The 23,729-nt window shown below is 40.7% G+C and carries 20 protein-coding genes; 9 read left to right on the top strand and 11 right to left on the bottom strand.

Annotated elements, in window-relative coordinates; all coding sequences use genetic code 11:
* Positions 1 to 18 precede the first annotated feature (18 nt).
* Together CAL7507_RS16680 and CAL7507_RS16675 are read left to right on the top strand one after the other, a co-directional pair.
* Entirely contained in the window at positions 19 to 420 is a 402-nt protein-coding gene (locus CAL7507_RS16680; protein WP_015129658.1) for a fasciclin domain-containing protein, read from the top strand.
* A 179-nt stretch (positions 421 to 599) separates the two neighbouring features.
* Positions 600 to 935 carry a hypothetical protein gene (locus CAL7507_RS16675; RefSeq protein WP_015129657.1) on the top strand — a complete coding sequence of 112 codons (336 nt, stop codon included), beginning with the start codon at positions 600 to 602 and terminating at the stop codon, positions 933 to 935.
* Positions 936 to 1,550: 615 nt separating this feature from the next.
* On the opposite strand, the gene murF is transcribed toward CAL7507_RS16675, so the two are convergent.
* From murF to CAL7507_RS16655, 5 genes are all read right to left on the bottom strand, one after another.
* The gene (gene murF / locus CAL7507_RS16670) at positions 1,551 to 2,906 is read right to left on the bottom strand and encodes a UDP-N-acetylmuramoyl-tripeptide--D-alanyl-D-alanine ligase (protein ID WP_015129656.1); all 1,356 of its coding nucleotides are present in this window, start codon (positions 2,904 to 2,906) and stop codon (positions 1,551 to 1,553) included.
* 549 nt (positions 2,907 to 3,455) lie between these two features.
* A complete protein-coding gene (locus CAL7507_RS32405; protein WP_160166341.1) occupies positions 3,456 to 3,602 on the bottom strand; it encodes a hypothetical protein in 147 nt (48 codons plus the stop codon).
* 546 nt (positions 3,603 to 4,148) lie between these two features.
* Positions 4,149 to 9,557 (bottom strand): ATP-binding sensor histidine kinase, encoded by a 5,409-nt coding sequence (locus CAL7507_RS16665; protein ID WP_015129655.1) that lies wholly within the window; start codon positions 9,555 to 9,557, stop codon positions 4,149 to 4,151.
* A gap of 468 nt (positions 9,558 to 10,025) precedes the next feature.
* Positions 10,026 to 10,826: a choice-of-anchor K domain-containing protein gene (locus CAL7507_RS16660; protein ID WP_015129653.1), complete on the bottom strand. Its 801-nt coding sequence runs from the start codon at positions 10,824 to 10,826 to the stop codon at positions 10,026 to 10,028.
* Positions 10,827 to 11,036: 210 nt separating this feature from the next.
* Entirely contained in the window at positions 11,037 to 11,564 is a 528-nt protein-coding gene (locus CAL7507_RS16655) for an SH3 domain-containing protein (RefSeq protein ID WP_015129652.1), read from the bottom strand.
* A gap of 260 nt (positions 11,565 to 11,824) precedes the next feature.
* Between CAL7507_RS16655 and CAL7507_RS16650 the strand changes: the two genes are divergently transcribed.
* The 3 genes from CAL7507_RS16650 (at position 11,825) to CAL7507_RS16640 (ending at position 13,586) form a co-directional block, all read left to right on the top strand.
* Positions 11,825 to 12,706, top strand: a complete 882-nt coding sequence (locus CAL7507_RS16650) for a TauD/TfdA family dioxygenase (RefSeq protein WP_144051225.1) — start codon at positions 11,825 to 11,827, stop codon at positions 12,704 to 12,706.
* A gap of 253 nt (positions 12,707 to 12,959) precedes the next feature.
* Complete coding sequence (gene clpS, locus CAL7507_RS16645) at positions 12,960 to 13,286, top strand: ATP-dependent Clp protease adapter ClpS (protein WP_015129650.1); 327 nt, start codon at positions 12,960 to 12,962, stop codon at positions 13,284 to 13,286.
* A 6-nt stretch (positions 13,287 to 13,292) separates the two neighbouring features.
* Positions 13,293 to 13,586: a DUF2103 domain-containing protein gene (locus CAL7507_RS16640; RefSeq protein ID WP_015129649.1), complete on the top strand. Its 294-nt coding sequence runs from the start codon at positions 13,293 to 13,295 to the stop codon at positions 13,584 to 13,586.
* A 69-nt stretch (positions 13,587 to 13,655) separates the two neighbouring features.
* Here the strand turns inward: CAL7507_RS16640 and CAL7507_RS16635 are convergent, their stop codons facing one another.
* Positions 13,656 to 13,976 carry a hypothetical protein gene (locus tag CAL7507_RS16635; RefSeq protein ID WP_015129648.1) on the bottom strand — a complete coding sequence of 107 codons (321 nt, stop codon included), beginning with the start codon at positions 13,974 to 13,976 and terminating at the stop codon, positions 13,656 to 13,658.
* A gap of 753 nt (positions 13,977 to 14,729) precedes the next feature.
* Between CAL7507_RS16635 and CAL7507_RS16630 the strand changes: the two genes are divergently transcribed.
* Both CAL7507_RS16630 and CAL7507_RS16625 read left to right on the top strand, forming a co-directional pair.
* On the top strand, positions 14,730 to 15,356 hold the full coding sequence (locus CAL7507_RS16630; RefSeq protein WP_015129647.1) for a HupE/UreJ family protein: 627 nt from the start codon (positions 14,730 to 14,732) through the stop codon (positions 15,354 to 15,356).
* A gap of 214 nt (positions 15,357 to 15,570) precedes the next feature.
* Positions 15,571 to 15,873: a hypothetical protein gene (locus CAL7507_RS16625; protein ID WP_015129646.1), complete on the top strand. Its 303-nt coding sequence runs from the start codon at positions 15,571 to 15,573 to the stop codon at positions 15,871 to 15,873.
* A gap of 26 nt (positions 15,874 to 15,899) precedes the next feature.
* Here the strand turns inward: CAL7507_RS16625 and surE are convergent, their stop codons facing one another.
* Positions 15,900 to 16,580 carry a 5'/3'-nucleotidase SurE gene (surE, locus tag CAL7507_RS16620; RefSeq protein ID WP_015129645.1) on the bottom strand — a complete coding sequence of 227 codons (681 nt, stop codon included), beginning with the start codon at positions 16,578 to 16,580 and terminating at the stop codon, positions 15,900 to 15,902.
* A gap of 86 nt (positions 16,581 to 16,666) precedes the next feature.
* Between surE and psb32 the strand changes: the two genes are divergently transcribed.
* Positions 16,667 to 17,404 (top strand): photosystem II repair protein Psb32, encoded by a 738-nt coding sequence (gene psb32, locus CAL7507_RS16615; RefSeq protein WP_015129644.1) that lies wholly within the window; start codon positions 16,667 to 16,669, stop codon positions 17,402 to 17,404.
* Between the two features lie 60 nt (positions 17,405 to 17,464).
* Here psb32 and CAL7507_RS16610 read toward each other — a convergent pair whose 3' ends face one another.
* From CAL7507_RS16610 to CAL7507_RS16600, 3 genes are all read right to left on the bottom strand, one after another.
* The gene (locus CAL7507_RS16610; RefSeq protein WP_042341372.1) at positions 17,465 to 17,848 is read right to left on the bottom strand and encodes a DUF4346 domain-containing protein; all 384 of its coding nucleotides are present in this window, start codon (positions 17,846 to 17,848) and stop codon (positions 17,465 to 17,467) included.
* A 109-nt stretch (positions 17,849 to 17,957) separates the two neighbouring features.
* Positions 17,958 to 19,139: a GNAT family N-acetyltransferase gene (locus CAL7507_RS16605; protein WP_015129642.1), complete on the bottom strand. Its 1,182-nt coding sequence runs from the start codon at positions 19,137 to 19,139 to the stop codon at positions 17,958 to 17,960.
* Positions 19,140 to 19,395: 256 nt separating this feature from the next.
* Complete coding sequence (locus CAL7507_RS16600) at positions 19,396 to 20,130, bottom strand: RibD family protein (protein WP_015129641.1); 735 nt, start codon at positions 20,128 to 20,130, stop codon at positions 19,396 to 19,398.
* Between the two features lie 294 nt (positions 20,131 to 20,424).
* Between CAL7507_RS16600 and CAL7507_RS16595 the strand changes: the two genes are divergently transcribed.
* The gene (locus CAL7507_RS16595) at positions 20,425 to 22,518 is read left to right on the top strand and encodes a sensor histidine kinase (RefSeq protein ID WP_015129640.1); all 2,094 of its coding nucleotides are present in this window, start codon (positions 20,425 to 20,427) and stop codon (positions 22,516 to 22,518) included.
* A gap of 114 nt (positions 22,519 to 22,632) precedes the next feature.
* On the opposite strand, the gene CAL7507_RS16590 is transcribed toward CAL7507_RS16595, so the two are convergent.
* Entirely contained in the window at positions 22,633 to 23,700 is a 1,068-nt protein-coding gene (locus CAL7507_RS16590) for a Gfo/Idh/MocA family protein (RefSeq protein ID WP_015129639.1), read from the bottom strand.
* Positions 23,701 to 23,729: the final 29 nt, after the last annotated feature.

The following is a 23,729-nucleotide window of genomic DNA, read 5'->3' as shown; positions in this document are numbered from 1 at the left end:
AGATATGAGGTGAAGTATATGGCTGATATTGTTGATATTGCAGCTTCTGCTGACGCTTTTAAAACTCTAGTGATAGCTGTGCAAGCTGCTGGTTTAGTAGAAACATTAAAAAGTCCTGGGCCGTTTACTGTCTTTGCGCCAAATGATGATGCTTTTGCTAAGTTACCTCCAGGAACCATCCAAACTCTAGTACAGAATATTCCTCAGTTAACGAGGATTTTAAAATATCATGTTGTGCCAGGAAGATTGCTACAAGAGGATTTAGCAAAACTGGGTACTGTAGTTTCTGTTGAAGGTTCACCCATTAAAATTGATTGCTCTGATGGTTTTGAAGTCAAAAATGCCACAGTTTTAGCCGCTGATATCGAAGCTGATAATGGCGTAATTCATGTAATTGATACAGTAATTTTAATGGGCTAATTCAGCTAGGGTGGGCAATGCCCACTTTCATACAATTAGCAGTTTTAAAGTTTAGTTAATCACTTTAAATTATGTTACATATTTATTTTTTTTCACTCATTGTGTATGCTAAGGTTGTTTCTGTTATTTGAAAATATATTAACTTTGATATAATAGGCGAACATTATCCCAACACATTGATGCTCGATTTCAACACCTTAACTGAGTTCTCCCGCGCCAACTGCGTGGGTATTTGTGCATTCCTTGTGCCAGCAAATTTACTCACCACATTGTTAACAATCATTTTGACTGCAAAACAGCGCCCAGCGCGTCAAATTTGGCAGGCTGCAGGGATTGCCAGTACTTTTGCTTTTGTGATGGTAATGCACGTATATACCTGGTTTATGATTGGTGTGGTGATGGCACCTACCTACATCCTGCTATCACTAGCAATTACCTGTTGGCTGGCTAATTTGACAGCAATTTGGTGGCAAAGACGTTACACTCACACTCTGAGTCTTTCCAAGAATACCTGATATTTAAGAGCGGTCTAGACCGCTCTTAGAGTTTCCATCTCAAAATCTTTGTAAGTTGAAAAACTTCCAGACAGAAATTTCTTAATTATGTCTAAATAAATTAATAAAACTTACTGATTCCCTGGAGACAGCTAATACCATTTTGGATTTTAGATTTTGGATTTTGGATTGTGAAACATCCATTGGATAAGTGTTTCAGTTTTCCATCTGTCGCAAACATTATTTGAATTGGTATAACCTAGCATGTCCGAGGTTAAAATAAAATTCTATAATTTTTCTGCTTTTACAGCGGTTCTCGGTCGAATGCAAAACTTCGGCTGCGCTCAGTGACACACAATCGAGGGTGGGGAAACCCCGCCCCTACGATCTATGGGTTTTTAGACTATATAAAAACCGAATGTTGATGAGGAAATAAAAAGACTTAAATTCTGTATTTATGTCTATACAGTTGTTCTTAAAGACTTGATATTTCTGGTTGATTCTTTAACAATAAACACAGCATCTAACAACTTGTAGGCGCTCTTGGTGACAACTTAACCTTATCCAATGTCCACCGTCCGCGAAAGCGGACTTTTTTTGTTTATATGTAATTCCAATAGGTTTGCGAGTTGGTATTTAGCCAGAAAATTCGGCCCGAAACTGATTGACAACGCGATCGAGTCCCACTGAATGGGCGGCTTTGAAAAGTAAGCGATCGCCTGCTTGCACAAATGTTTTTAATCTGGTGACTAACTCTGCATGAGTTGCAAAACACTCAGAGGGGATACCTTCGGCACTTTTAGCGATCGCTTCTGCATCCTGTCCATCTACTAAAATCAACAAGCCGTCTAATTGCAAATTGCGGACTGTTTCTCCGACTCGCTGATGCAACTGCGGCGATCGCTCTCCTAATTCCTTCATTGCACCCAAAACGGCAATCTTACGCTTTCCGGGGGTGTCTGCCAACAACTGCAATGCTGCTAACATCGCCTCTGGTGCAGCATTATAAGTCTCATCTAAAATTACCACATCATTAGATAATACAAACCGCTGCGATCGGCCTGTGGGCATATTTACCGTCACCCCAGCTTGTAGGGATGACCAATCAATTCCGACTACTCTGGCTACTGCTAAAGTTGCCAAGAAATTAACTGCATTATGACGCCCAGGAAGAGGAAGGGGTAGCCTAATTCCCGCTACTTCGACAGTTTCGTTATCAACTAGTCGCCCTTGGATATCGCCGCCAGATAAGCCATAGGTGATAACTTCCCCTGCCCAAACTTTCATCGCTGTAGACATGAGTAGGGGATTGTCATGGTTGAGAATAGCGATACTATCTTTGGGCATTTCGGCTAATAACTCACATTTTGCCTCAGCGATCGCTTCTTCGGAACCGAGTAACTCAATATGCGCTGTCCCGACATTAGTAATCAAGCCAATTGTCGGCTGGGTTATTTGCGTCAGTTCAGCAATTTGTCCCCTACCCCGCATCGCCATTTCAATTACTGCATAGTCATGTTCTGTATCGAGTTCTAGGAGGGTTTTCGGAACACCAATTTCGTTATTGTAATTCCCATAAGTCTTATGAACTCTGCCCTTGGTTGCCAAAACTGCAGCAATTAATTCCTTCGTTGTGGTTTTACCTACAGAACCCGTCACACCAATTACTGGAATATGAAAGCGATCGCGCCACCATCTACCAATTTTCTGATATGCTTCTAGGGTGTTGTTGACTTGCAACGTCGGCAATCCAGGGTTTTCGTAAGCACAATCAACAATTGCTGCTAATGCACCCTGAGCGATCGCTCTCGCTACAAATTCATGCCCATCAAAATTTTCACCCCGTAAAGCCACAAACACCTCACCCGGCTTGATAATGCGGCTATCGGTTTGTAAACCACTGCTGATTTTTGCTAAAGCAACCTCAGATAGGTTTGTAGGCTTGGCTAAAAGAACTTCAACCAGTTGGGTTAGGGTAGCAGAACAAGGCATAAAAAAATGTTGTTTCAAAAAATAGGTTGCTGAAAATCTCAGGGCAAAAAGCTAAGAGGCTGTTTGAAAAGTTTTGGGCGAATATAATTCGCTACTACACAGGCTTAGTCCACCTCCGTGGACTAATGAAAAAGTCAGATTTTTAACCCGCGCAGGCGGGTTTTGTCTGTGTAGCCAAGCCAGTGCGTTGCTTTGGTTCCCAAAGTTGTAGCAACTGGCGTACTACTTCTAGTCGCTAGGGCTGGTATTGGTTTAGACTGTTCAAACAACCTCTCAGATTACACCTGTTGTATAAATCGATATTTTTTTAATTTAACCACAGATAAACGTAAATAAACACAGATAACCATTGACATTTATCTGCATTTTTAGTCTCAATTGCGCTTTTGCCAAAAGTCTATGGAACTCCTATTCGATTTTTGAAAAACATGTACATATAGCAGTTTTCAGATTAGTGAGTTACAGCTTCAAATCGCCAACCCCGTCCTTGATTGTCTCGATGGTATTGCATCCGGACGAGAACCACTATAAAAACAAACAACTAACAAATTACACACCTTCGCGTAATCGAGAATGAATTTGATGAAATAGGGGATATGTGAAACAGCAAGCTTTCCGAAAACAGGCGATCGCCAAGCTTTGTCCCACCAAAAAACTTGTTGTGAAGTAATACCTATTTTGTATGAAGATGCACATAATAATACCCCCCTGTAGTCCCCCCTTGGTAAGGGGGGACGGCGATAGCCGGGGGGTGAATTATATGCAGCTTCACAAAGAAACGGTATAACTTTAGGTGGTAAGAGTGAAACATGGCACACATACCCCAACAAATAATCTCAGAACGAATCGATGAAGTTGTTCTGCTGCTAGAGGTGATGAAAAAAAGGGGGCGCTCGCCAAACTTCCCAAAAAGGCTTGCATCTTAACATGTTAGCAATTGTTTTTTGGGCTTAACCGAAAAGTATTGGGAGGCAGAAAGTAAAAGTATGATTCTTTCTGGGATTCGCGCTTTTTAAATATCCTCACCTATACTTCTATAGGAATCCGGTTTGATTATTGAAAAAATTCCGTACACTTTAATCTTAAGTGTAGGGTGGGCAATGCCCAACGCCACTCCTCTCAACGCGGGAAACCCGCGCACGAGGGTGGCTCCCCTACATGTATTTCAGAAATCAAATATGAGTCCTATACTGCCATTTTTGTTCAAAAGCGCACTGTTGTGCGCCTTTACGAACAATCTCTCTATATGGGAAGAGAAATTATAAACTCTGTCCCCTCGCCCAGAACAGAATTAACTGAGATTTTACCGCCGTGTTTTTCTTCGACAATTTGACGGGCGATCGCTAATCCTAAACCTGTACCTTTACCTACTGATTTAGTAGTAAATAAATGCTCAAATATTTTTTCTTGGACTTCTTCACTCATCCCTTTGCCGTTATCAGCAATTGATATTTTCACATATATATTATCTACGATTGATGTTGTAATTGTGATGCGGTTAGGATGAGTTTGAATCTCTGCAAAACTCTTCCCAATATTTTTCTCTTCTAGCGCATCAATAGCATTAGCAATAATATTCATAAATACCTGATTCAATTGTCCAGGAAAACAATGGACTAAAGGTAAATCACCATAATTAGTCATAACTTCAATGGCTGGGTGTTGTTGATTTGCTTTCAGGCGATGTTTGAGAATTAAAATTGTGCTATCAATGCCTTCATGGAGATTAAATTGTACTTTGTAGTCTTTGTCAGCGCGCGAAAATGTCCGCAAGCTAGTGCTGATATTTTTCAACCTGTCGCACGCCATGACCATTGCATCGATTGTTTTAGGTAAGTCCTCTAACAAAAAATCTAAGTCAATTTCCTCCGCATGGTCTTGAATTTCATTACTAGGATTTTCTAAGTTTTCTTGATAGAGTTTCAAATGTTCTGTGATATCGGCAAAATTGGGTTTAGTTTGTTGAAGCGTAGCAGAAATAAAGCCTAATGGATTATTCATTTCATGGGCGACACCTGCAACTAAATTACCCAACGCAGACATTTTTTCACTTTGGACTATATGCAATTGGGCATGTTGCAAATCAGTGAGTGCTTGCTCTAACTTTTGGGCATATTCCTGGGAAGATTCATAAAGTCGGGCATTTTCTAGAGAAATAGCAGCTTGAGCGCAAATGAGATTGAGTATTTCAATGCGATCGCTTGTGAATGCCCCTGTGGTTAAACTATTTTCTAGATATAAAATACCCATCAACTTGCCTTGATGTAAAATTGGGCTGCACAAGATACTTTTAGGCTGCTGACGAACAATATACGGGTCGTTTCCTAAGATGGGATCTGCTATTGCATCCACTAAAATAGCAGTCTGTTGGTTGTGCTTGACTTTGTAAATCAGCTTGTGGGGAATGTCTTGGCTATCTTCAAAAGGAATGCGCTGCAAAACGACTGGCTGCATCCCTTCAGTAATCGACCCTTTAATGAGCAAATTTCCATCTCGCAACAGCATTAAAACGCATTTATCCGCCCCCGAATTTTCGATGACGATTCTCAGCAATGATGAGAGAAGTTTTTCGAGTTCAATTTCACCGGAGAGAGTTTGAGAAGCTTTGAGGATAGCCGTTAAATCTAGGGTATCGGAGACACTGCTCTTAGAACTGAGGGAACTGGTGGATGAGACACTCCTTAAAGTAAGGATGGTTTCGTCAGTGGAGAGAGGAGAATGGGTTTGCTGTAATATGAGAGCCAGTAATTGGGGATAGCAAGTTTCTAAGTCGGCTACTTTGGCTTTTGCTCCCCAACGAGCATAAGCATAGTAGGCTTCAATCATATACTCCTGAGCAATGCGTTGTTTGCCCCAATCAAGATAGAATTTTGCCGCTAGTTCGTTAGCAAGGGCTTCTTCTTGTACGTAATCGTTGATTTTAGCTCCACATATTGCCTTGTCGTAGAGGTCACTGGCGGCGATTTTTTGTCCTGACACTCGACATTTTTCTGCTTCTACTAAATCAAACTTATGTTGGTGATTCATCGGTGCGTAGTGCGCCCAGTTTTTTAGCTGAGTTTGATTTTCCTCTACCCGTTGCAATACCTCTGATGGATGTTGTAATTGCAAATTCAAACTGGCTAAAGCAATCAAAGAATCGTAGAAATAAAATGCCGGCTCATATACTAGTCCCTGAGCAGCAATTAAATGGTTTCTGCACTCAACAGCATGATTTTGCGCTTGTTCAGTTTCTCCAAACAAAAAGCAGAGTATGAGTTTATATGAATGGAACACATACAACTCACTCAAATCATTATCAGACATGATCTGTGGCAGAACTTCCGTTTCTTGTACAACTTCCCCAGACAAAATACAAGGATGTTCCCCATAACCAAGCAAATTTAGTGCAGACTGCCAAGAAAGCCGACAGTGATTAGCTAGTCCCACTTGATTGAGTTGCATCAACCCATTGTAGTAAGCACGAGCATTCTGTTCTAAGGTAGCAAGAGGTTGATTACACCAAAAAGAAGCATTACAAAAGGTACGGGCATGATATCCTGCAAACTTTGTGCTGCCAACTTCTAAACCAATTACATAACTTTCTTGCAACAGAGGGAGGATATCTTTGATGTGAGATTTGCGATGCAGGATAAAAGCTCCCAAGACTAAAAGTACTTCTGGTTTAATAGCTTTAGCATCAAATTTGGCAATAAGTTTTAGTGATAATTGAGCAAATTCTGTCGCTGTATCTACATCTTGTAAAAAATTGCAGAGAATGAAGCCATAGTTAGCATAAGCAAATGCAGAAACAATTGTATTCCCATACTGAATCGATAATTTGACTGACAACGCAATCAGTAATGGACACAAAATAGAACCGGAGTTGTAAGCTGGCGGGATGAGAGCATTGGCAATTTGGATAATTGCCAAGACTTCCCGATCTGCCATTACAGGTAAATCAAATAAATTGGCAATTTCCCTATCTCCAATTAGTTCGTTAATTTCTTGAATTGCCTGCTGAATATCTACTGGGGTTGGTGATTCGGCAAACTTGACACCAAACTGTTGTAGGAGTTTCTGTCCAATGTCAAGGGCTTTGGCTGGTTCATTCTGAAAAACATAAGATTGAATTTTAATACAATAAATATTGACCTTTTCTAACAAAGATTTGGCTTGTGTAATTACGCTATCAATCAATCGCTCCATTAATTCAAATTCGCCGCATAAAGAAGCGATTTCCGATGCTAATTCATGGAATGTCAAGCTCATATCATATTGCCGTTGCCAAGATTGTTCTCCTAATAAACATAATCCTGTTGAGGCATATTCTCTCGCAGCTTGATAGGCGGTAGAGTTTTTAGCTTTGCGACAAGCAATTAAATTAAGTTCTGCTAATTCATCTCGTTGATTTTGTTGGCTAATTAACGTAGTTCCGTAATTTAATTGATTGACAAGTTCAAAAATTCTCTCTTCTCTTGTATCTGGAGACATCTGTTGCAGCAGCAGTTGTCCGATTTGGTAGTGAGTTATCTGTTTTTGGTCATGGGGAATTAGGGAATAGGCAGCTTGTTGCACGCGATCGTGTAAAAATTTGTATGTAACGGTTATTTGTTTTTGGTCATCTTTCTGTAGTTCGCTATTTTTTAATGAAGAATCCTGATAAAGTTTATAAACCTCATTGGTTGGTAAAATCAGTCCTTCTTGTAAGGCTTTCCACAAAGCAGCAGCAGTGTCAATGACTGATTGCTTACAAACAATAGCCAAAGTATCTAAATCGAATTGATTACCAATACAAGCTGCTAACCGCAATATTTCTTGAGTTGATGATGGTAGTTTTTGCAGTTGCAAACTCATAAATACCACAACATCATCTGTGACTGCTTGAGTCGTTACCTGTGCAATATCAAATTGCCAACAGCCTAATTTAAAATCAAATTCAATAAATCCATCTTGATGTAATGCTTTAAAAAACTGGATAGTAAAAAAGGGATTACCTTGGGTTTTTTGATAAATTAATAAAGATAGATCCCATGCCAAAGTTTCACTACATTTGAGGGTGTCAGCAACTAATTTATTTACTTGTGCTTGATTGAGGGGTGCTAAGGTAATTGTATTAATTGTTGCTTGTTTTTTTTGGATTTCACTCAAAGTCAATATCAATGGATGTCCAAGATGGACTTCGTGATCACGATATGCACCAATGAGCAGAAAATGACCTGTATCAGCCATTAATAGCTGCATTAATTTTAGTGATGCTGAATCTGCCCATTGCAAATCATCTAAAAATATTACTAAGGGATGTTCTGCACTGGTAAATACTTGCGTAAATTTTTGAAATAATAGGTTAAATCGATTTTCGGCTGCATTTCCTGATAATTCAATTGCTGGTGGTTGTTTACCAATAATTTCTTCTAGTTCAGGAATAACATCAATAATAACTTGTCCATTTTCGCCGACAGCTTCTAATATGTTATTTTTCCATTTTTCTATTTGAGCGTCACTTTCTGTCAATAGTTGTGCCATTAAATCACGAAACGCTTGTACAAAGGCAGAAAAGGGAATATTGCGATTAAATTGGTCATATTTACCTTTGATAAAATAGCCGCGTTGTCTGACACTTGGTTTATGAATTTCATTGACGACTGCTGTTTTCCCAATTCCAGAAAAACCAGCAACAAGCATCATTTCGGTTGCACCAAGGCTAACTCTATCAAATGCTTCTAGTAGAGTGGAAATATCCGCTTCTCTGCCATAAAGTTTATCAGGAATAATGAAGCGATCGCACACATCCCGACTAGCAATTTTAAAGCTGTCAATCTTCCCAGTTTCTCTTAGTTGAGTTAAACAATTCCTTAAATCATATTTCAATCCCAAGGCACTTTGATATCTATCTTCGGCATTTTTCGCCATCAATTTGCTGACAATTTCGGCAATTACCGATGGAATTTGGGGATTAATTTCTGTGATTAATAGTGCTGTTTTTGCTAGATGACAATGTAATAATTCCATCGCATCATGAGATGGGAAGGGTAACTCACCTGTGAGTAATTCGTAGAAAGTTACACCTAAAGAATAAAAATCTGTGCGATAATCAATCCCGCGATTCATTCTCCCTGTTTGTTCAGGAGAAATATAAGCAAGTGTTCCTTCTAATACGTTGGGATTAACTAGGGTTTGGGTTTCTCGCGGTAATAACGATGCAATACTAAAGTCAATTAATTTAATTTGTTTGGTTTTGGGATTTATTAAGATATTGCTGGGTTTGATATCTTTATGAATAATGCGCTCATGATAGAGTAAATCTAAGATGTTGCACAGAGCGATCGCTATCACTAAAAACTCTTCTAGAGATTGTTGGGTTTCTCTAGTTCCCCACTCCTTCAGAGAAATCCCCCCAAAGTCTTCCATAACTAGTGCATAACCATTTTGGCAAGGTTCTAGACTGTAGTTTTGGACTATCAGGGGGGAGTTGAGATTTTTGGCAATTGTGTACTGGTTGCGAAACAACAAAAGTTCGTTAAAGCTGGGATAAGGATTTTTCAGTAATTTAACGACTACTGGTTGTTGATCAACTTTTCGATAACCTCGATAAACTTGGGTTCGGGAGCCATTATAGAGTTCTTCGCTGATGCTATATCCGGGAATATTCTCAAAAAGAGTGCCAATCATATCCCTAAATCTTTAAAATGTTTGGATTTAGTATTCCCAAATGATTAACTGAATTCTCTATGTAATTATAAAAACTTATACCCCTATCTTGTATTTTGCACCAAACGTAGATATCCGTCTTAACCGCTTCAAGAGAATAGCTAAACGATCATAGGTAAAGTCTGTTTCTCTAATGTTGATTCCGCAAACTTGCTCTATGGTGTAGCGTCGTTGTTCTACCCATTCCCTGACCCTGACTTGACGATGGTCTCCTTGTGAGATGAGATGATGTATGGTACCCAAATGCACGCCACCCATCACCAATCAAGTCCTTCTTGTTTTCAATGAAGTGGTAAATATTGGTTGAGGATTTCCGGCAGTCCCATTTTTTTCATCACTCTAGCAGCAGAACAACTTCATCGATTCGTTCTGAGATTATTTGTTGGGGTATGTGTGCCATGTTTCACTCTTACCACGGGTATTGTTTAACTATTTTGGTTCCCGTATTTTAACTCCTGAATTCTGATGACGATTTAGTTTTAGCTTCAAGAATTTCTGGCGATAAATTAGGAAAATCCCTACTAGTAATGAACTAATAATAGTCGAAGGTTCTGGTACAGCTTCTAGTGGTGCAGATGGTGGAACACCAGGTGGAACATCAGCATCGTTAATTCTTGCATAAATATCTGCGGAAATTTCTTCTCCTTCCAAAGCGCTGATTCTGGTTTGACTGTCTTGACTAAAGCCTCCTAACTCCAATGTGTAATTGTTCCCAGCTAGAGTAAAATTAGGATTGGCAAAGTAAGTAGCCAATTTAACATAATCTGCATTGCTAGGATCTTTTAGATCAGGGTTATTATTAGGTGTATTTTCTAGGGAAAATAAGACTGGAAAAACTTTGCTGAAGGCAACTTGACCATCAAAGCGGACATCAAGATTCAAGGTGACATTGTCCACCCCTGTGAAGGCGGAGATTGTCCCATTCTGGTATTTTAAATTACCTATCTGAAACCAAGAACCGATGTTTGCTAAAAAGGGATTGCCCGTAAAGACAAGTTGATTGTTAGGTGTTCCCGTTGTAGGCTCACCCCAGGTGAACGTGTTAGTACCTACACCTGTATATATCAGATTTACATCACTATTACTATTGTCTAGAGTGGGGTTTACCCATGTAGCACTAGATTCGCCCGAAACAGTAGCAGCTTGAGCTTGAGTAGAAAAACCAAGTGCTGCGGTGGTCATAATCGAACAACTAGATAGAGTAGTAGCAAAAACTAAACTTATTCTCATAGTTAGGCTCTAACTCCTATCCAGGAGTTTTTAAAATTGACACTTCACTCACCCTAGAAAATATACAGATAATCTGCCAGGAGATGACAGTAATATTTATCAAATCTTTAATATAGGAATAGAATCTTATTGAATACTTCATATAACTTGTAGGGGCGCGGTTCTCGCGCCCGCGGCTCGCGCCTCCTGTAAAGACAAAAGCGTGGGATTCTAAGAGCAACTAGTTAGAGCAGCACCACATTGATCTTCTTTTGCTAGCCAACCCTGAACACCTTTATATTCCACCTTAGCCCAGCCTCCCTGACAGCCTAATAATTTGACTCTCTCACTAGGAGGAACTCGTCCTATTTTGCGACTTTGTTGATTGGTATTGGTGTAAATATTTACGCCATTAGTACCGTACCCACGCGAAGATATACCTAACATGGGCAAGAAAACCCATCCAGTATTTTTAAACCCAGCACTAGCATTAGTAATTTTTGCCCATTGTCTTGAAACTGCAATCACGTTGAGTGTTTCATTCGCTGGTATTGCGCCTATGATGCTGTTCTTATTACTTCCACCACTCCGCACATTCACACCTTTGGAACTTTTATCGATAACGTAGGCAAAAATATTGCACTTTTCTGGACTCTGGGATTTAGCTAAGACAACTTGATTAGCTAAACCAGTATTGACCATGATGCTAGTACAGGTAATAGCTAATCCTATAATTAACTTTGGCGTTTGATTTTTCACTTTTTTGTCCTGATTTCTGGAGATTTTTGGCGTCAACACTAGGCTTTTCTCTGTTTAGCTCATATCGTACTAGAAAAAGTTGGCATCGAATATGGAGTAAAATATTAGATAACAAATACAATTTATGTAATAATTTTTAATAAAATTAATCTTAACTACACCCTCTCTTGTGGATGCCAAACAAGGATAGCTCTTAAATGTAAGATATGAGTATGCTGACTCAATATAGCAAACGTCAAATTTCGCGATATTTAGGTAATATGAATATCGAAATCCAGCCGATCTCAGAAAGAATAGGTCTAAAAATTACTAGTGTGGATAATGCGAATATTTTAAAATTAGACTTGGAATCAATTATCAATCTGTTTAAATCTTATGGCGTCTTGCTTTTTAGAGGATTTGCCACAAATACTGAAATTTTCAAGGAATTTAGCAATTTATTAAGTACTGATTTTATCGATTACGCTGGGGGAGCCTTCGCTAGAAGAGTGATTAATGGAGACAAGACTCTATTAAGCGTCAACGATTATCAATTTGAAATTAAGTTGCATGGAGAAATGTACTATCAGAAGACTATCCCCCTGATGGTGTGGTTTTTCTGCGCTCATCCAGCATCCGAAGCTGGCGAAACAACAGTATGTGATGGCAGACAGTTTTTTAATGAAGTTAGTAGTTCTACTAAAAAGTTATTCAGCCAAAAAAAGCTAAAGTTCACTATTAGTATGTCTAAGGAAGATTGGCAGAGAAAATACCAAACTGAGGACTTGAGTAAACTAGAAGAGATATGTAGAAACAACTATACACATTTGAAAGTAAATGCCGATAAATCTATTATTATTGAGTATATTTGCCCTGCAATCATCCCTAGCAGTTGCGGAAAATATCAGGTATTTATTAATAGCCTCTTACCAACAAAACAATTAAATCCAAAAATTTTGAATTTTGATGATGATTCAGAAATTCCTGATGATGTGATTGCGGAACTTAATGAAGTTGCTGAGAGAATAACGACGAATATTGTGTGGCAGAAGGGCGATATTTTAATGATTGATAATACGAGGGTTCTTCATGGTAGAAGAGCCTTTGCTGATGAGAAAAGAGATATTTATATCAGGCTATGTGCCCCAGCTTTTTCAGCTTGACTTGGACGACGCAAATAAAGCTATCTAGTGGGGATCATGATTGGTCATTTGTCCTGATTGGTGCGGCGACTGTGTATGCACAAGTTGACTCTGAGCATATTTGCAGTCCAATAGACTAGATGCATATATTAAAGTTTTTGTCAATAAAATCAGGAAAATGAAAAAATCCCATACTAGACTCTTGATTTTAGAGTATGCACTAAACTAGTTATTTGTAGTGTAGTGTCATAGAACCCTGTTGGTTAACTATTTTATGGTTACCAAACTTTCAGCAGATGTTTATGGGATGGCCACAGCACCAACTGTAGCACCTGAACGGTCTAATCAAGTTACCCGCAAGCCTTATCCCAATTACAAAGTGATTGTTTTGAATGATGATTTTAATACATTTCAGCATGTGGCTGATTGTTTGATGAAGTATATTCCTGCAATGACAAGCGATCGCGCTTGGGATTTGACTAACCAGATACATTATGAAGGACAAGCGATCGTCTGGGTTGGTCCCCAAGAACCTGCGGAATTATATCATCAGCAATTGCGCCGGGCTGGTTTGACAATGGCTCCTCTGGAGGCAGCTTAAATTGTCATGGGCAAACCTACGGATGGTAGACTAGTCTGGAATCATTCAACCCACATCTCTGGCCTCATCCCAATTTTAGAACGTCTGTGTCAGCAGTATGGTATTCAAACTGTGACACCGGGAGTAATTGGAAGGGTTAGAGGTCATTGTCCTAAAATGCAACTGCGTGTATCTGTGCCCATTCGTGGGGGTTATAAAGTCATTGCCCGACAAGGTAAGACGGTGCAGGAGGTGTTTATCTTGACGACTTTGGATCAAGATCAACTGCTAGATGCGATCGCCATTGCCATGAAACTTTAATCTCTTCAAGAGTCAATATTTACTTGTTACTAGTTTATAGTTGATTGACTATGCACTGTTGACTCTTGATTACTCTTCTATTTGGCGTGCTGCGAATCTGTGTAGCGGTAAACTCAGAATACAAGAGAAAGTTAAAAAATATGACAGTGCAGTAGTTATTCTTAAAGTCATTTGTAGTGTTTCCCAGTGAGGCAAAGCTATCTTATCAAGGCCAAAAGCGATACAATAAACTAGCCAGTAAGAAAAGCTCATTCTAAATAGAATCCGCTCTGTTTCTTCCACATCATCTTTTTGCTGTTCGCCACCCCATAGTAATACCAGTCCAGCAATACAAGCTACAAAAGAAACAGCAACTACAAACCCATGACAAAAGAAATTTACCGGAGGCATTTGCTTTTATCCCAATTTTTTTCAATTGAAATTCAGTCTAAAGGAATATTCCTGTAGCTCACACAAAATATTTACAAACTGCAATAGATTAATCGAAAATATGTAAATAATTGCAACAAAAATATTAGTTCTACTAAGTTGAAAGTGCGGAAAGTACTTAGGGAACACCAATTTTTATAGATATAGGGTTTTAGCTTTGTTTACTTTTCCTCACATAATTTGGTTTTATTGTGCCAACTTACTTAAACAAGCATTACTGTTGCTTGAATTCACGTCAAGATATTAATTTGGCATTTTGGCACATTTGATCGTGATCTGGTTGCTATTGTGAAGTTCGCGAATGTCTTTGTGCGACAATATCGACTTGCAGAATCCCTCGGCTCGCTACCGGGGGTCTTTTTTTTGAAGAGGAGGGACGCATTTTGGCGCATTCTCAAGAGGAGGAGCGGCGTTTGTCATCGCTCGCCAACACCAGCATCAGTCTTTCAGGTACAGGTTAAGGAAAACCCAACCCTATGAAAAATGCGTTAGGTACTTCCAGAAAATAAATTATCTAATTTACTCAGATAATATTTTTCTTTCTCCCCTTGCCTCCTGCCCCCCTGCCTACACAGCGATAGGATATTTTTTTAGTTGGAAGTCCCTGATTGCAACTGGTGCAAGATGTCAGTTGAAATGGGTTAAAGATAGCGTTAGTTTGCTGGGAGACTTGGGTAACATAAACTATCAAAAAAACTTATTTTGTAAAAATTGATGTTATCAACTGAGTTATCAGCATCTGCTACGCTTTTGAAGCATCGCCATATCGGAGCGATCGCAGCTCTAGTCCTAATTAGCTTACTGATTTCATTGAGTGGTTCGCCGATTCATCATACCATTGCTAATTCGTGGGAAGGTTTCCTTTGGGGAATGGCAGATCCAGTCATGAACTTGGATTGTCTAGTGAGTGTTATTACTATTGGTTTGTTCTCTGCTAATATTTGTCGCGGAGCTTTCATTGCTGCATCATTTGTCTTTGCAGCCGTTTTCGGCACAATTATTCATCTATTGCAACTAAATTTAGCAGGTGCAGAAATTGCGATCGCAATTTCTGTCATCGCCTTTGGCATGATGTTGGTAATCTCAAAGCAACTGAACTGGGTTCTACTGGCATTTTTAGGGGCGACGACTGGTTTCTTTCACGGTTCTGCTCATGGTGAACTTATCATCGGGGCTGAAATAGTGCCTCTGGTTACTTATGTGCTGGGTGCTACTTTGACACAGTCTGTCTTGGTAATGAGTGCGAGAGAAATTAACCCCATCTTACTGAGCAAAATTCATTTTGCTGGTTTAGCTTTTTGTGCTTTAGGCATTGTGTTTTTGCACAACTCCATAGCGTGAGCTACTTAGTATCTTTATTTACTTTTGTTAAAAGCTAAATAAGTGATCATAAGTAAATATCTCCGCTTGTGATCACTACTAATATTCTGAAGTTAGTTTTATTTACTACACTTTCCTGAGAAGTACTCAGTTAGTTAGAGATATATTTGTACAATAAAATTTGAATTTTTAATTGCTTATGTTGCTCTCTCAAAATTAGGGTGGTAGAGAAATGATGTCAACAGGAGTCGAAGTTAAAATTAGTCGATTAGAATCTATTGTTGAGCAAATTGGAGAGGCGGTACTCTCTACTACGGAGACCATTGAAAGTCTTGCAGACAGACTGGAGACTTTGAGTGTACAAGTTGAAGAACAAGGAAAACAGGTACAGCAGCAAGGCTATCAAATCTTCGCATTGTGTGATGCTGTCCAAACTCTGGCTGAATCTCAGGATAATTCATTACAAAAACTCACTCAACTGACAGAAACTCTAGATAAGCTGATGTCAATGCTCCAAGGCTCAGAAGAGGAAGAATAGCAGGCAATAGGCAATAAGTGTAGGTGTTAAACTTTTAACTTGGTGACAGCGATATTACCAGAAAAACAGACATCCACATCACTACCGGGAGTGCGATCGCGCTTACTATATTCCCCTACATAATAAAAGTTATCGCCCTCAATCCGGTAGTTGACGGGTAAAGGTTTGGTGCAGGGTTGACACAACACCACATGAGGATTAGGTTCTCCTGGTAATAGGTGCGGTAGATTAACATTCCAGAAGCTTCCTGCTTCTAAGGGATGATTGAGTAAATCCGCTAAAACTCCAGCAGTCAATTTGGCAGCTAAATCCCAATCAAAATTCTGCTTGGCTTTGCGATAGTGGGAAATGGCAATTCCAGGAATACCATGCATTGCGGCTTCTCGCACAGCCGCAACAGTACCGGAAATATAAGCATCCACTCCTAGATTTCCCCCAGCGTTGATTCCCGACAAGACAAACTTGACATCTTGGCATATTTGTGTAATTGCAATGCGAACACAGTCGGCGGGAGTGCCTGCGATCGCATATTCAGTATCCGAACGCCGTTGCAGATTGATGGGACTAGTAGTAGTAACTTGATGCCCACAGCCAGACTGATGATCCCTAGGTGCAGCAATAATCACATTTTTGCCGTTGACAGCTTTCAATAGCGCTTGAATACCAGGAGCATCGATACCGTCGTCGTTGGTTAGTATGAAGGTCATAAGCAATTTAAAATTCAAAATAACGGGATGATCTTGACAGTGGTTGTGTAGTATTTTTGGTGCAAGTCTGTATTAAGATCAATCTAATGAAACAGCTCCTCAACCAAGTATTTTGTCTTAAAAAACACCTTATCAGGCTAATTTTGCCGTTGGTGACGATTTTGCTAGCCTCTTCGCTGATTGTCACACCTGCCTTAGCTACGGGTGTCCATCAAATACCCAACCTCACGGCTGGTGATGGTACTTGGGTTATCGATCAAAGTGAAGTGATCAGCCGTTTAAATGAAGGTAAGATTAGCAGTGACTTCGAGAATTTAGCGAAGCAGACTGGGAACGAAGTTAGAATCGTTACCATTCATCGCCTTGACTATGGAGAAACACCAGAGAGTTTTACCAAAGCGCTATTTGAAAAATGGTTTCCCACCAAAGAAGCACAAGCTAATCAAATCTTACTAGTGATTGACACGGTTACAAATGGCACGGCGATTATTACTGGTGATCAAGTCAAATCCTTGCTGTCAGATAAAATCGCTCAGAGTGTGGCTTCGGAAACAGTTTTAGTACCCTTGCGTAACGGTAATAAATATAATCAGGCATTTTTAGATGCAAGCGATCGCTTAATTGCCGTCCTCTCTGGCAAACCCGATCCAGGCCCACCTAAAATTGTCGAAAAAGTGCAGGTAGAAGGAACTTTCAAGAAAGCAAATGAAGCCGAACAGAGTAATGCGATCGCTTGGGTGATAGGACTAATAATTGCCGCCACAGTCATCCCTATGGCAACTTACTACATCTACCAAGTCAATCAACCATCGAATAATGGGTAATGGCGACTGGGGACTGGGGACTGGGTAATAATTAACAGCTTTCCTATTGCCTAACTTCGTTCAATCTTGGACGTACTCTTGCCCTGTAACTAAAGCCACCTCAGCCCGGACAAATTCTCGACCCAAATAAGCTGCATGGTCTAAGAGGGTCACTGGACAGGGCTGAGTTTCTTCAAAAATCTTCACACACAGTTCTTTTGCCGTCCTCCCACTAAATACAGTCGTCTGAGTACGTTCTACCTTTCCTTTAGCAGGAATTACCTTTCCTGTTTCGGGATCGACAGCTAAACCACGTTCATCAATAACATTTGTAAAATGCTTGGCATAAATTAATCGTGCTTCTCGATCCAGGTAAATGATGAAATATCCACTGGGATCAAGGTCAATATGACGGTGAGAAAGCTGTTCATCAATTGCTGCCAAGTCTTTAACTATCAAATCCATACTCATTCTTAAAATCGAATATCTTCGGAGTTTTTACACTCTATTTCCAGTGTAATTCCTCCTTTGCAGTCTTCCTGCACATTCTTTGTAAGTTGGCAGTTTTATTTATCTAAATGTCTCGGTTACTAAAAGGTAACTCCTCATTAATCGCAGCAATTTCTTTCTGCTCGAGTTGATTTACTTCATTAATATAAGGAAGTAAAATTTGTTCTAGACGGCTATTATAAAAGCGGTGCAGACTGTGATTAGGGGTAGCAGGAAAACCGCGACGTTTTTTGTGTCGTCCACCAGCACCAGGATCGAAAATTTGGATATTGTGAGCGATCGCCCATTCAATCGGTGCATAATAACAAGCATCAAAGTGTAAGCAATCTATCTCTTGAAAACTCCCCCAATAACGTCCATACAGTCTGTCACCCTTATATAAACAAAAGGACATGCCCACAGGATGGCGATCGTCTTGCTCGCTGTATGCAGCGACAAACAAAACTCGATGGCGATAATGGGTGTATAGCTGCTCAAAAAACCGCTTTGTGAGGTATTTGCTTCCCCACCAGCCAAACTTATCGCAGGTATCTGCATAGAACTCGTACATTAAAGAAAACATAGACTGAGGAATTTCATCACCAGTCAGCGGTTGTAGTCGTAAACCCGCCTTCTCTACAGCCTTACGTTCCCGTTTGATATTGCGACGCTGATTAGCATTAAACAGTTTCAAGTAGTCGTCAAAATTCTTAAATCCACTATTTTCCCAGATGTAGCTGTGGTGCAACCAAGTAGTAAAACCTTGCCGTTCCAACACAGGCTGCCATTGCGGATCAACATACAGAAAATGACATCCCGAAATGCGATTTTTGACACAAAAAGAGTCAATTTCATGCACCATCAAGGCTGTGATTTCCTCCTCATCTTCCCCAGCCGCAATTAAGAATCTATAGCCTTCAGCAGGAGTAAACGGCGTCATTCCCAGTAGTTTTGGATAATAATCTACGCCAATGCGATCAGCTAAATTTGCCCATTGGTGATCGAACACAAACTCCCCAGCACTATGTCCTTTAAGATAGAGTGGGGCAGCAGCAATTAAGGTTCTATCTCGCCACAATGTCAAATGATTTGGTAACCAACCAGTTTTAGCAGTAGCGCTGTGAGAAACTTCAAGATTGTTCAGCCACTCCCACTCTAAAAAAGGGGTTTTAAGTTCCATAGCCAAAGCATCCCAGGCTTCTTGGGGTATTTCAGCAATTTTGTTGATCCAAAGGCTGGAGTAACGGGGCTTTACTTGTTTTACCATCTGGGGATTGGGGACTGGGGATTGGGGATTGGGCAATTCAATTTTGGATTTTGGATTTGCAATTTTGGATTCGACTTCAATCTAAAATCTAAAATCTAAAATCTAAAATCTAAAATTCCTAGGGCTTGGGGACTGGGGACTGGGGATTGGGGATTGGGGACTGGGGATTAGGAGAATAACCTTGCCTATTTGCCTATTCCCCATTGCCTATTACCTATTGCCTAATCCCCACTCCCTAATTTAAGGTAATCTAACTTCATGATCGTTGCAGCCGATAGTGCAGAAAGACTTCTTGTTCAACTGTCTGAACTTCTAGAAGTTGCAGCCTAGGAGCCAGTTCAGGTAAAAATCCTGTGCCTTCAACTGGTGTGGGTGCTATGGCACCGCCTAAAATCAGCGGACAGACAGTCAGCCAAAATTCATCTATTAAATCTAATTCCAACATTGAAGCTACTAGCTCACCACCACCTAATACCACTAAGCGTGTTATACCTAGAGTTGTCAGGTGTTGCAAAGCGGCGAGAGTATCAACTTGACCCGTTGGTGTTTCAAAAACTAAAATCTGCTCAAACTCTGGAGGATACTCCTGTGCTCTGTTTCCTAGAGTAGGAGTACGCGCTTGTAAGCCTCCTTGCCAAAAAAGCTCCCCTACGGTTGTCGTCAGCAACCAGCGTCTGATTGGCTGCTTAAAAAAATGAATTTCCGGATCGAGTTTTGCAGAGTGTGTAATGACTATATGAACTGGTTGGGTAGGTTTGCCCTCCTGAGTTCGCTGTTGCAGTAGTTTGGGATGTGATACCGTTAGTGATGTACCGTAGGCACGGAGAGTTCCGGCACCAAAGATAACGGCATCAGAGGCAGCAATTTGTTTTTCCAGGTGTGCTTTATCAGCCCTTGAGCCAAACCGCGCAGGCTCGCGCCTAGCGTCTGCTATCTTGCCATCTACGCTCATTGCCAAAACTACCGTGGTATGAGGACGATATTGCACCATTGATTTAGTTTAATAATTTTGATATTTTCCTTGCTAGTGTGTTGATTTTAAAAAAAATTCATCCCTGCAAGCTACTGTTCACTAATTTCACAACTGTGTTTATATGCAACACCAGTCTCTCTCAGATATACCTATTAATAGTTTTGGTATACTGTGCTTCTTTTTGCAGCATATATGTTTGATATCTTTAAGAGTTGCGAATAAAGTACTAATAATTTAATAAAATGTCTCATTTAGCTGGTCTAGTTGCATATCTTTCCTGTTGTGGGTTGCAGATGCGAAGTGAGACACTCGATGGCTAGAAACCGTCAATCGTCCTTTAGGCGTATTTTATTAACTAGAATATTGCTGCTGTTCGTTCCAGTTTTATTCATTGGGGAGATTGTCGCCCTGAATAAAGCACGTTCTAGCCTGCTGGAGACAGCTCGCCAAAATTTAACAGAAAGCTCTGCGATCAAAGCCGAGAAGATTCAAGATGCGATCGCTACTCTCAAAACCAGCTTACTACTTGTTAGTCAAACTAAGTTGATCCAGTCTGGTTCAGCAACTGAGGCGCAAGAGCTGTTCACTCAGTTAGAGCAAGAACTGCCAACCCATATTGAGTGTATTCAACTAACGAATCTGCAAACAGGTGAAATCACTGCTAGTAGCTGTGGCGACAAAGTAATTGGCGACTTGAGCTTGCCTTTGCCTAGTCAAGGAGTGCAAATCACACCAGTTTTGCCGCCAAAAGCCGGAACGACTGGTCAAAGAGATCCGCAAAATCAACTACAGTTGCTCTTATCTGTCCCAGTCTACAATGGCGTCGGGAAATTGCTTTATGCTTTGAGTCTGCGGTCAGCATTGCACCAACAGACTGATACTCAGCCGGGATCGATTACAGGCTCTTTGGCAGTAATTGCCGAAGATGGCACAATCTTAGCTCATCCCCTATCAGACAGAGTAGGGAATAATATCCAACAGTACCCTCATGCTGACCGACTCCAAAGCATTATTAATCATGCGATCGTTGGGCAAAAATATACTATAGATTTTTCGTTGCAACAGGGACAGGACTTAATAGCTGGTTATACAGCTATTGCCGAGCCAATGACAAAACAGCCACAGCAAAAATGGGTTGTCTTTGCTGTGACAAGCGTCAATAATGCCCTCTTTGGTTTAGAAGAAATCAAACTCATTTTGATTGTTTTGACAGTTGGTTTAATCGGTGCAAGTTTGTTGGCATCGTTGTATCTAGCTCCTTATCTGGCAAAGCCGGTAGAAGAATTACGAGATTATGCTCTGAATATTTATAGCCACCACGCCGTACAACCAGTTCCGCACAACTTCAAAATCCGAGAATTTAATCAACTGGCACAAGCACTAGACCAAATGGTTGAAAGACTCAAAGCTTGGGCAGAAGAATTAGAAATAGCTTGGAAAGAAGCAAAAACTGCTAATCAGGTCAAAAGTCAGTTTTTAGCTACGACTTCTCATGAGTTGAGAAACCCACTAAATGTTATTATTAATTGTGTTCGCTTAGTCCATGATGGCTTGTGTGATAACCGCGAAGAAGAAATGGAATTCCTCAAGCGAGCCGATGAAACAGCGATTCATTTATTAGGTATTATCAACGACTTACTTGACATTTCTAAAATTGAAGCAGGTAAGCTCTCAGTTGTTACAGAGCCGCTTAACCTCCGACAAATACTTTTGGAAGTGGTGAACATTCAATCAGTAAATGTGCAACAGAGAGGCTTGCAGTTGAAAATTGAGTTAGGCAGTGAGCCAATTCCAGTGAAAGCAGATGGTGCCAAACTCAAACAAGTGCTGATTAATATTATTGGCAACGCTACAAAATTCACTGACGAGGGAAGTATTACAGTTGCTTGTGAGATTCAATACAGTAGTGAGCAATCCCAGGTAATTGTCAAAATCACAGATACAGGCGTAGGCATTGATCCCGCCCAACAGCACAAACTGTTTCGTCCGTTTGTGATGGTTGATGGTGCAACCACACGTAAGTTCGAGGGTACAGGACTGGGGCTGGCAATTTCACGTAACTTAATTGAACTCATGGGAGGTAGCATTACACTCATGAGTGCAGGTACTGGTCAAGGTACAACAGTAACGATTAGTTTGCCGTTGATTGACATCTCGCTGTTATCTCACCCAGGACAAGAGGAAAATTTATCGGATATTGGTGTTTCTTCTGCTGATGAAGGAGCAAGAGGATTGAACAGCTACCCAGTTTTGCGAGAAGAACCACTACTCGACTCTAATGAATTAGATGGAGAAAAGCATGAACTGTCACTACTGCCAGAAACTCGTGAAGTCAGTCTGATGGCACAACAAGGTGTTCTGCCAAGCTTGCCGACAGGAGAAGTTTATGCTAACGGTGACAGGTGAATTGGTCAGTTATCAGTTACTTGTACTGAGCGTAGTCGAAGTATCAGTTATCAGTTATCAAATTCACTGTTTACTGATAACTGTTCACTGTTCACTGTAGCCTGCGGCAAGCCGCTACGCGTCTACACTGATATCAACTGGTTGGCCGCCTTGATTTAGAGATAATGTTAGTGCAGTGAGAATTTGCACTAACTCTGTGCCTACCCAGCCAGATGAAACTACTGGGGGAGTATTTTGGAGAATACAGGTAATAAAGCGATCGCATACTCGTTGTAATGGTTCGCCTTTGGCAATTTCTAATACCTCTTGCTTTTGATTCACAGGTAGAAATTGATTTCCCTGGCGTTCAAACTCACCGGAGATTAGAGTCAAAGGCGACAAGGATAACATTTCATCAAAAATCAAGCTCCCACGGCTACCCACTACCGCCAGCCGGCGCTGTTTATCGGTATTGAGCCAGCACAGGTGAATATAAGCTTGAAAGCCATCTGGATATGTCAGCGTTACCCAGACTAGATCAGCTAGCCCCTGAAGAGGAGGGGATGAGGAGGAATTATAGTTTTTCCCCTGCTCCACTCCTCCCTGTAGCCACACCCTACCCGTTGCTTGGGCTTTCACAGGCATCTGACCCAGCCAATGGTTAAAGATAGCAATATCGTGAATGGCTAAGTCCCAGAGGGCATCAACATCCTGACGGACAGGGCCTAAATGGGTGCGGGTAGCGTAGCCATAGCGCAAATCACCTAATTTCCCCTCCTGTACGACGGACTGCCCTTGCTCAACGGCTGGGTGAAATAGATAGGTATGGTCAACCATCAGTATTAGCTGCTGTTGTGCTGCTAATTGGCAGAGTTCCTGGCATTCTAGCGGGTCTAGAGTTAAGGGTTTTTCTGCTAAAACATGGTATCCCCACTGCAGAGCATCCTTAATTAAGCCATAGTGGGTGGTAGCAGGAGTAGCAACTGCCACGCCTGTCAGCCCTGGCACTTCCTTGATAGCTTGCCACTCAGTTGCTAGTAGTACATCTTCATCTAAGTGAAATAGCCGTTTCACCCCCGCCAATCTTTCTGGATGAGGGTCTATCACCGCCGCTACACTCACTTGGGGATGCTCTAAAAAATTCCTCAGTAAATGCACTCCCCAGCGCCCAACACCGATTACAGCAATTTTAATTTTAGTCATTAGTTATTTGTCATTAGTCAGTTGTCACT

Origin of the sequence: Calothrix sp. PCC 7507 (assembly GCF_000316575.1) — a bacterium.
Lineage (GTDB): Bacteria > Cyanobacteriota > Cyanobacteriia > Cyanobacteriales > Nostocaceae > Fortiea.
Note: the sequence above shows the minus strand (reverse complement) of the source record. Positions and strands in the feature narration are given on the sequence as shown.

Bases quoted from the DNA above. Each gene is read 5' to 3' on its own strand.
- CAL7507_RS16665 (WP_015129655.1), bottom strand. From the start codon at position 9,557: ATGATTGGCACTCTTTTTGAGAATATTCCCGGATATAGCATCAGCGAA.
- CAL7507_RS32405 (WP_160166341.1), bottom strand. From the start codon at position 3,602: ATGTGCATCTTCATACAAAATAGGTATTACTTCACAACAAGTTTTTTG.
- CAL7507_RS16625 (WP_015129646.1), top strand. From the start codon at position 15,571: ATGTCAACAGGAGTCGAAGTTAAAATTAGTCGATTAGAATCTATTGTT.
- CAL7507_RS16650 (WP_144051225.1), top strand. From the start codon at position 11,825: ATGAATATCGAAATCCAGCCGATCTCAGAAAGAATAGGTCTAAAAATT.
- CAL7507_RS16595 (WP_015129640.1), top strand. From the start codon at position 20,425: ATGGCTAGAAACCGTCAATCGTCCTTTAGGCGTATTTTATTAACTAGA.
- psb32 (WP_015129644.1), top strand. From the start codon at position 16,667: ATGAAACAGCTCCTCAACCAAGTATTTTGTCTTAAAAAACACCTTATC.
- surE (WP_015129645.1), bottom strand. From the start codon at position 16,580: ATGACCTTCATACTAACCAACGACGACGGTATCGATGCTCCTGGTATT.
- CAL7507_RS16675 (WP_015129657.1), top strand. From the start codon at position 600: ATGCTCGATTTCAACACCTTAACTGAGTTCTCCCGCGCCAACTGCGTG.
- clpS (WP_015129650.1), top strand. From the start codon at position 12,960: ATGGTTACCAAACTTTCAGCAGATGTTTATGGGATGGCCACAGCACCA.
- CAL7507_RS16635 (WP_015129648.1), bottom strand. From the start codon at position 13,976: ATGCCTCCGGTAAATTTCTTTTGTCATGGGTTTGTAGTTGCTGTTTCT.
- CAL7507_RS16640 (WP_015129649.1), top strand. From the start codon at position 13,293: ATGGGCAAACCTACGGATGGTAGACTAGTCTGGAATCATTCAACCCAC.
- CAL7507_RS16605 (WP_015129642.1), bottom strand. From the start codon at position 19,139: ATGGTAAAACAAGTAAAGCCCCGTTACTCCAGCCTTTGGATCAACAAA.
- CAL7507_RS16680 (WP_015129658.1), top strand. From the start codon at position 19: ATGGCTGATATTGTTGATATTGCAGCTTCTGCTGACGCTTTTAAAACT.
- CAL7507_RS16610 (WP_042341372.1), bottom strand. From the start codon at position 17,848: ATGGATTTGATAGTTAAAGACTTGGCAGCAATTGATGAACAGCTTTCT.
- CAL7507_RS16660 (WP_015129653.1), bottom strand. From the start codon at position 10,826: ATGAGAATAAGTTTAGTTTTTGCTACTACTCTATCTAGTTGTTCGATT.
- CAL7507_RS16600 (WP_015129641.1), bottom strand. From the start codon at position 20,130: ATGGTGCAATATCGTCCTCATACCACGGTAGTTTTGGCAATGAGCGTA.
- CAL7507_RS16630 (WP_015129647.1), top strand. From the start codon at position 14,730: ATGTTATCAACTGAGTTATCAGCATCTGCTACGCTTTTGAAGCATCGC.
- CAL7507_RS16590 (WP_015129639.1), bottom strand. From the start codon at position 23,700: ATGACTAAAATTAAAATTGCTGTAATCGGTGTTGGGCGCTGGGGAGTG.
- murF (WP_015129656.1), bottom strand. From the start codon at position 2,906: ATGCCTTGTTCTGCTACCCTAACCCAACTGGTTGAAGTTCTTTTAGCC.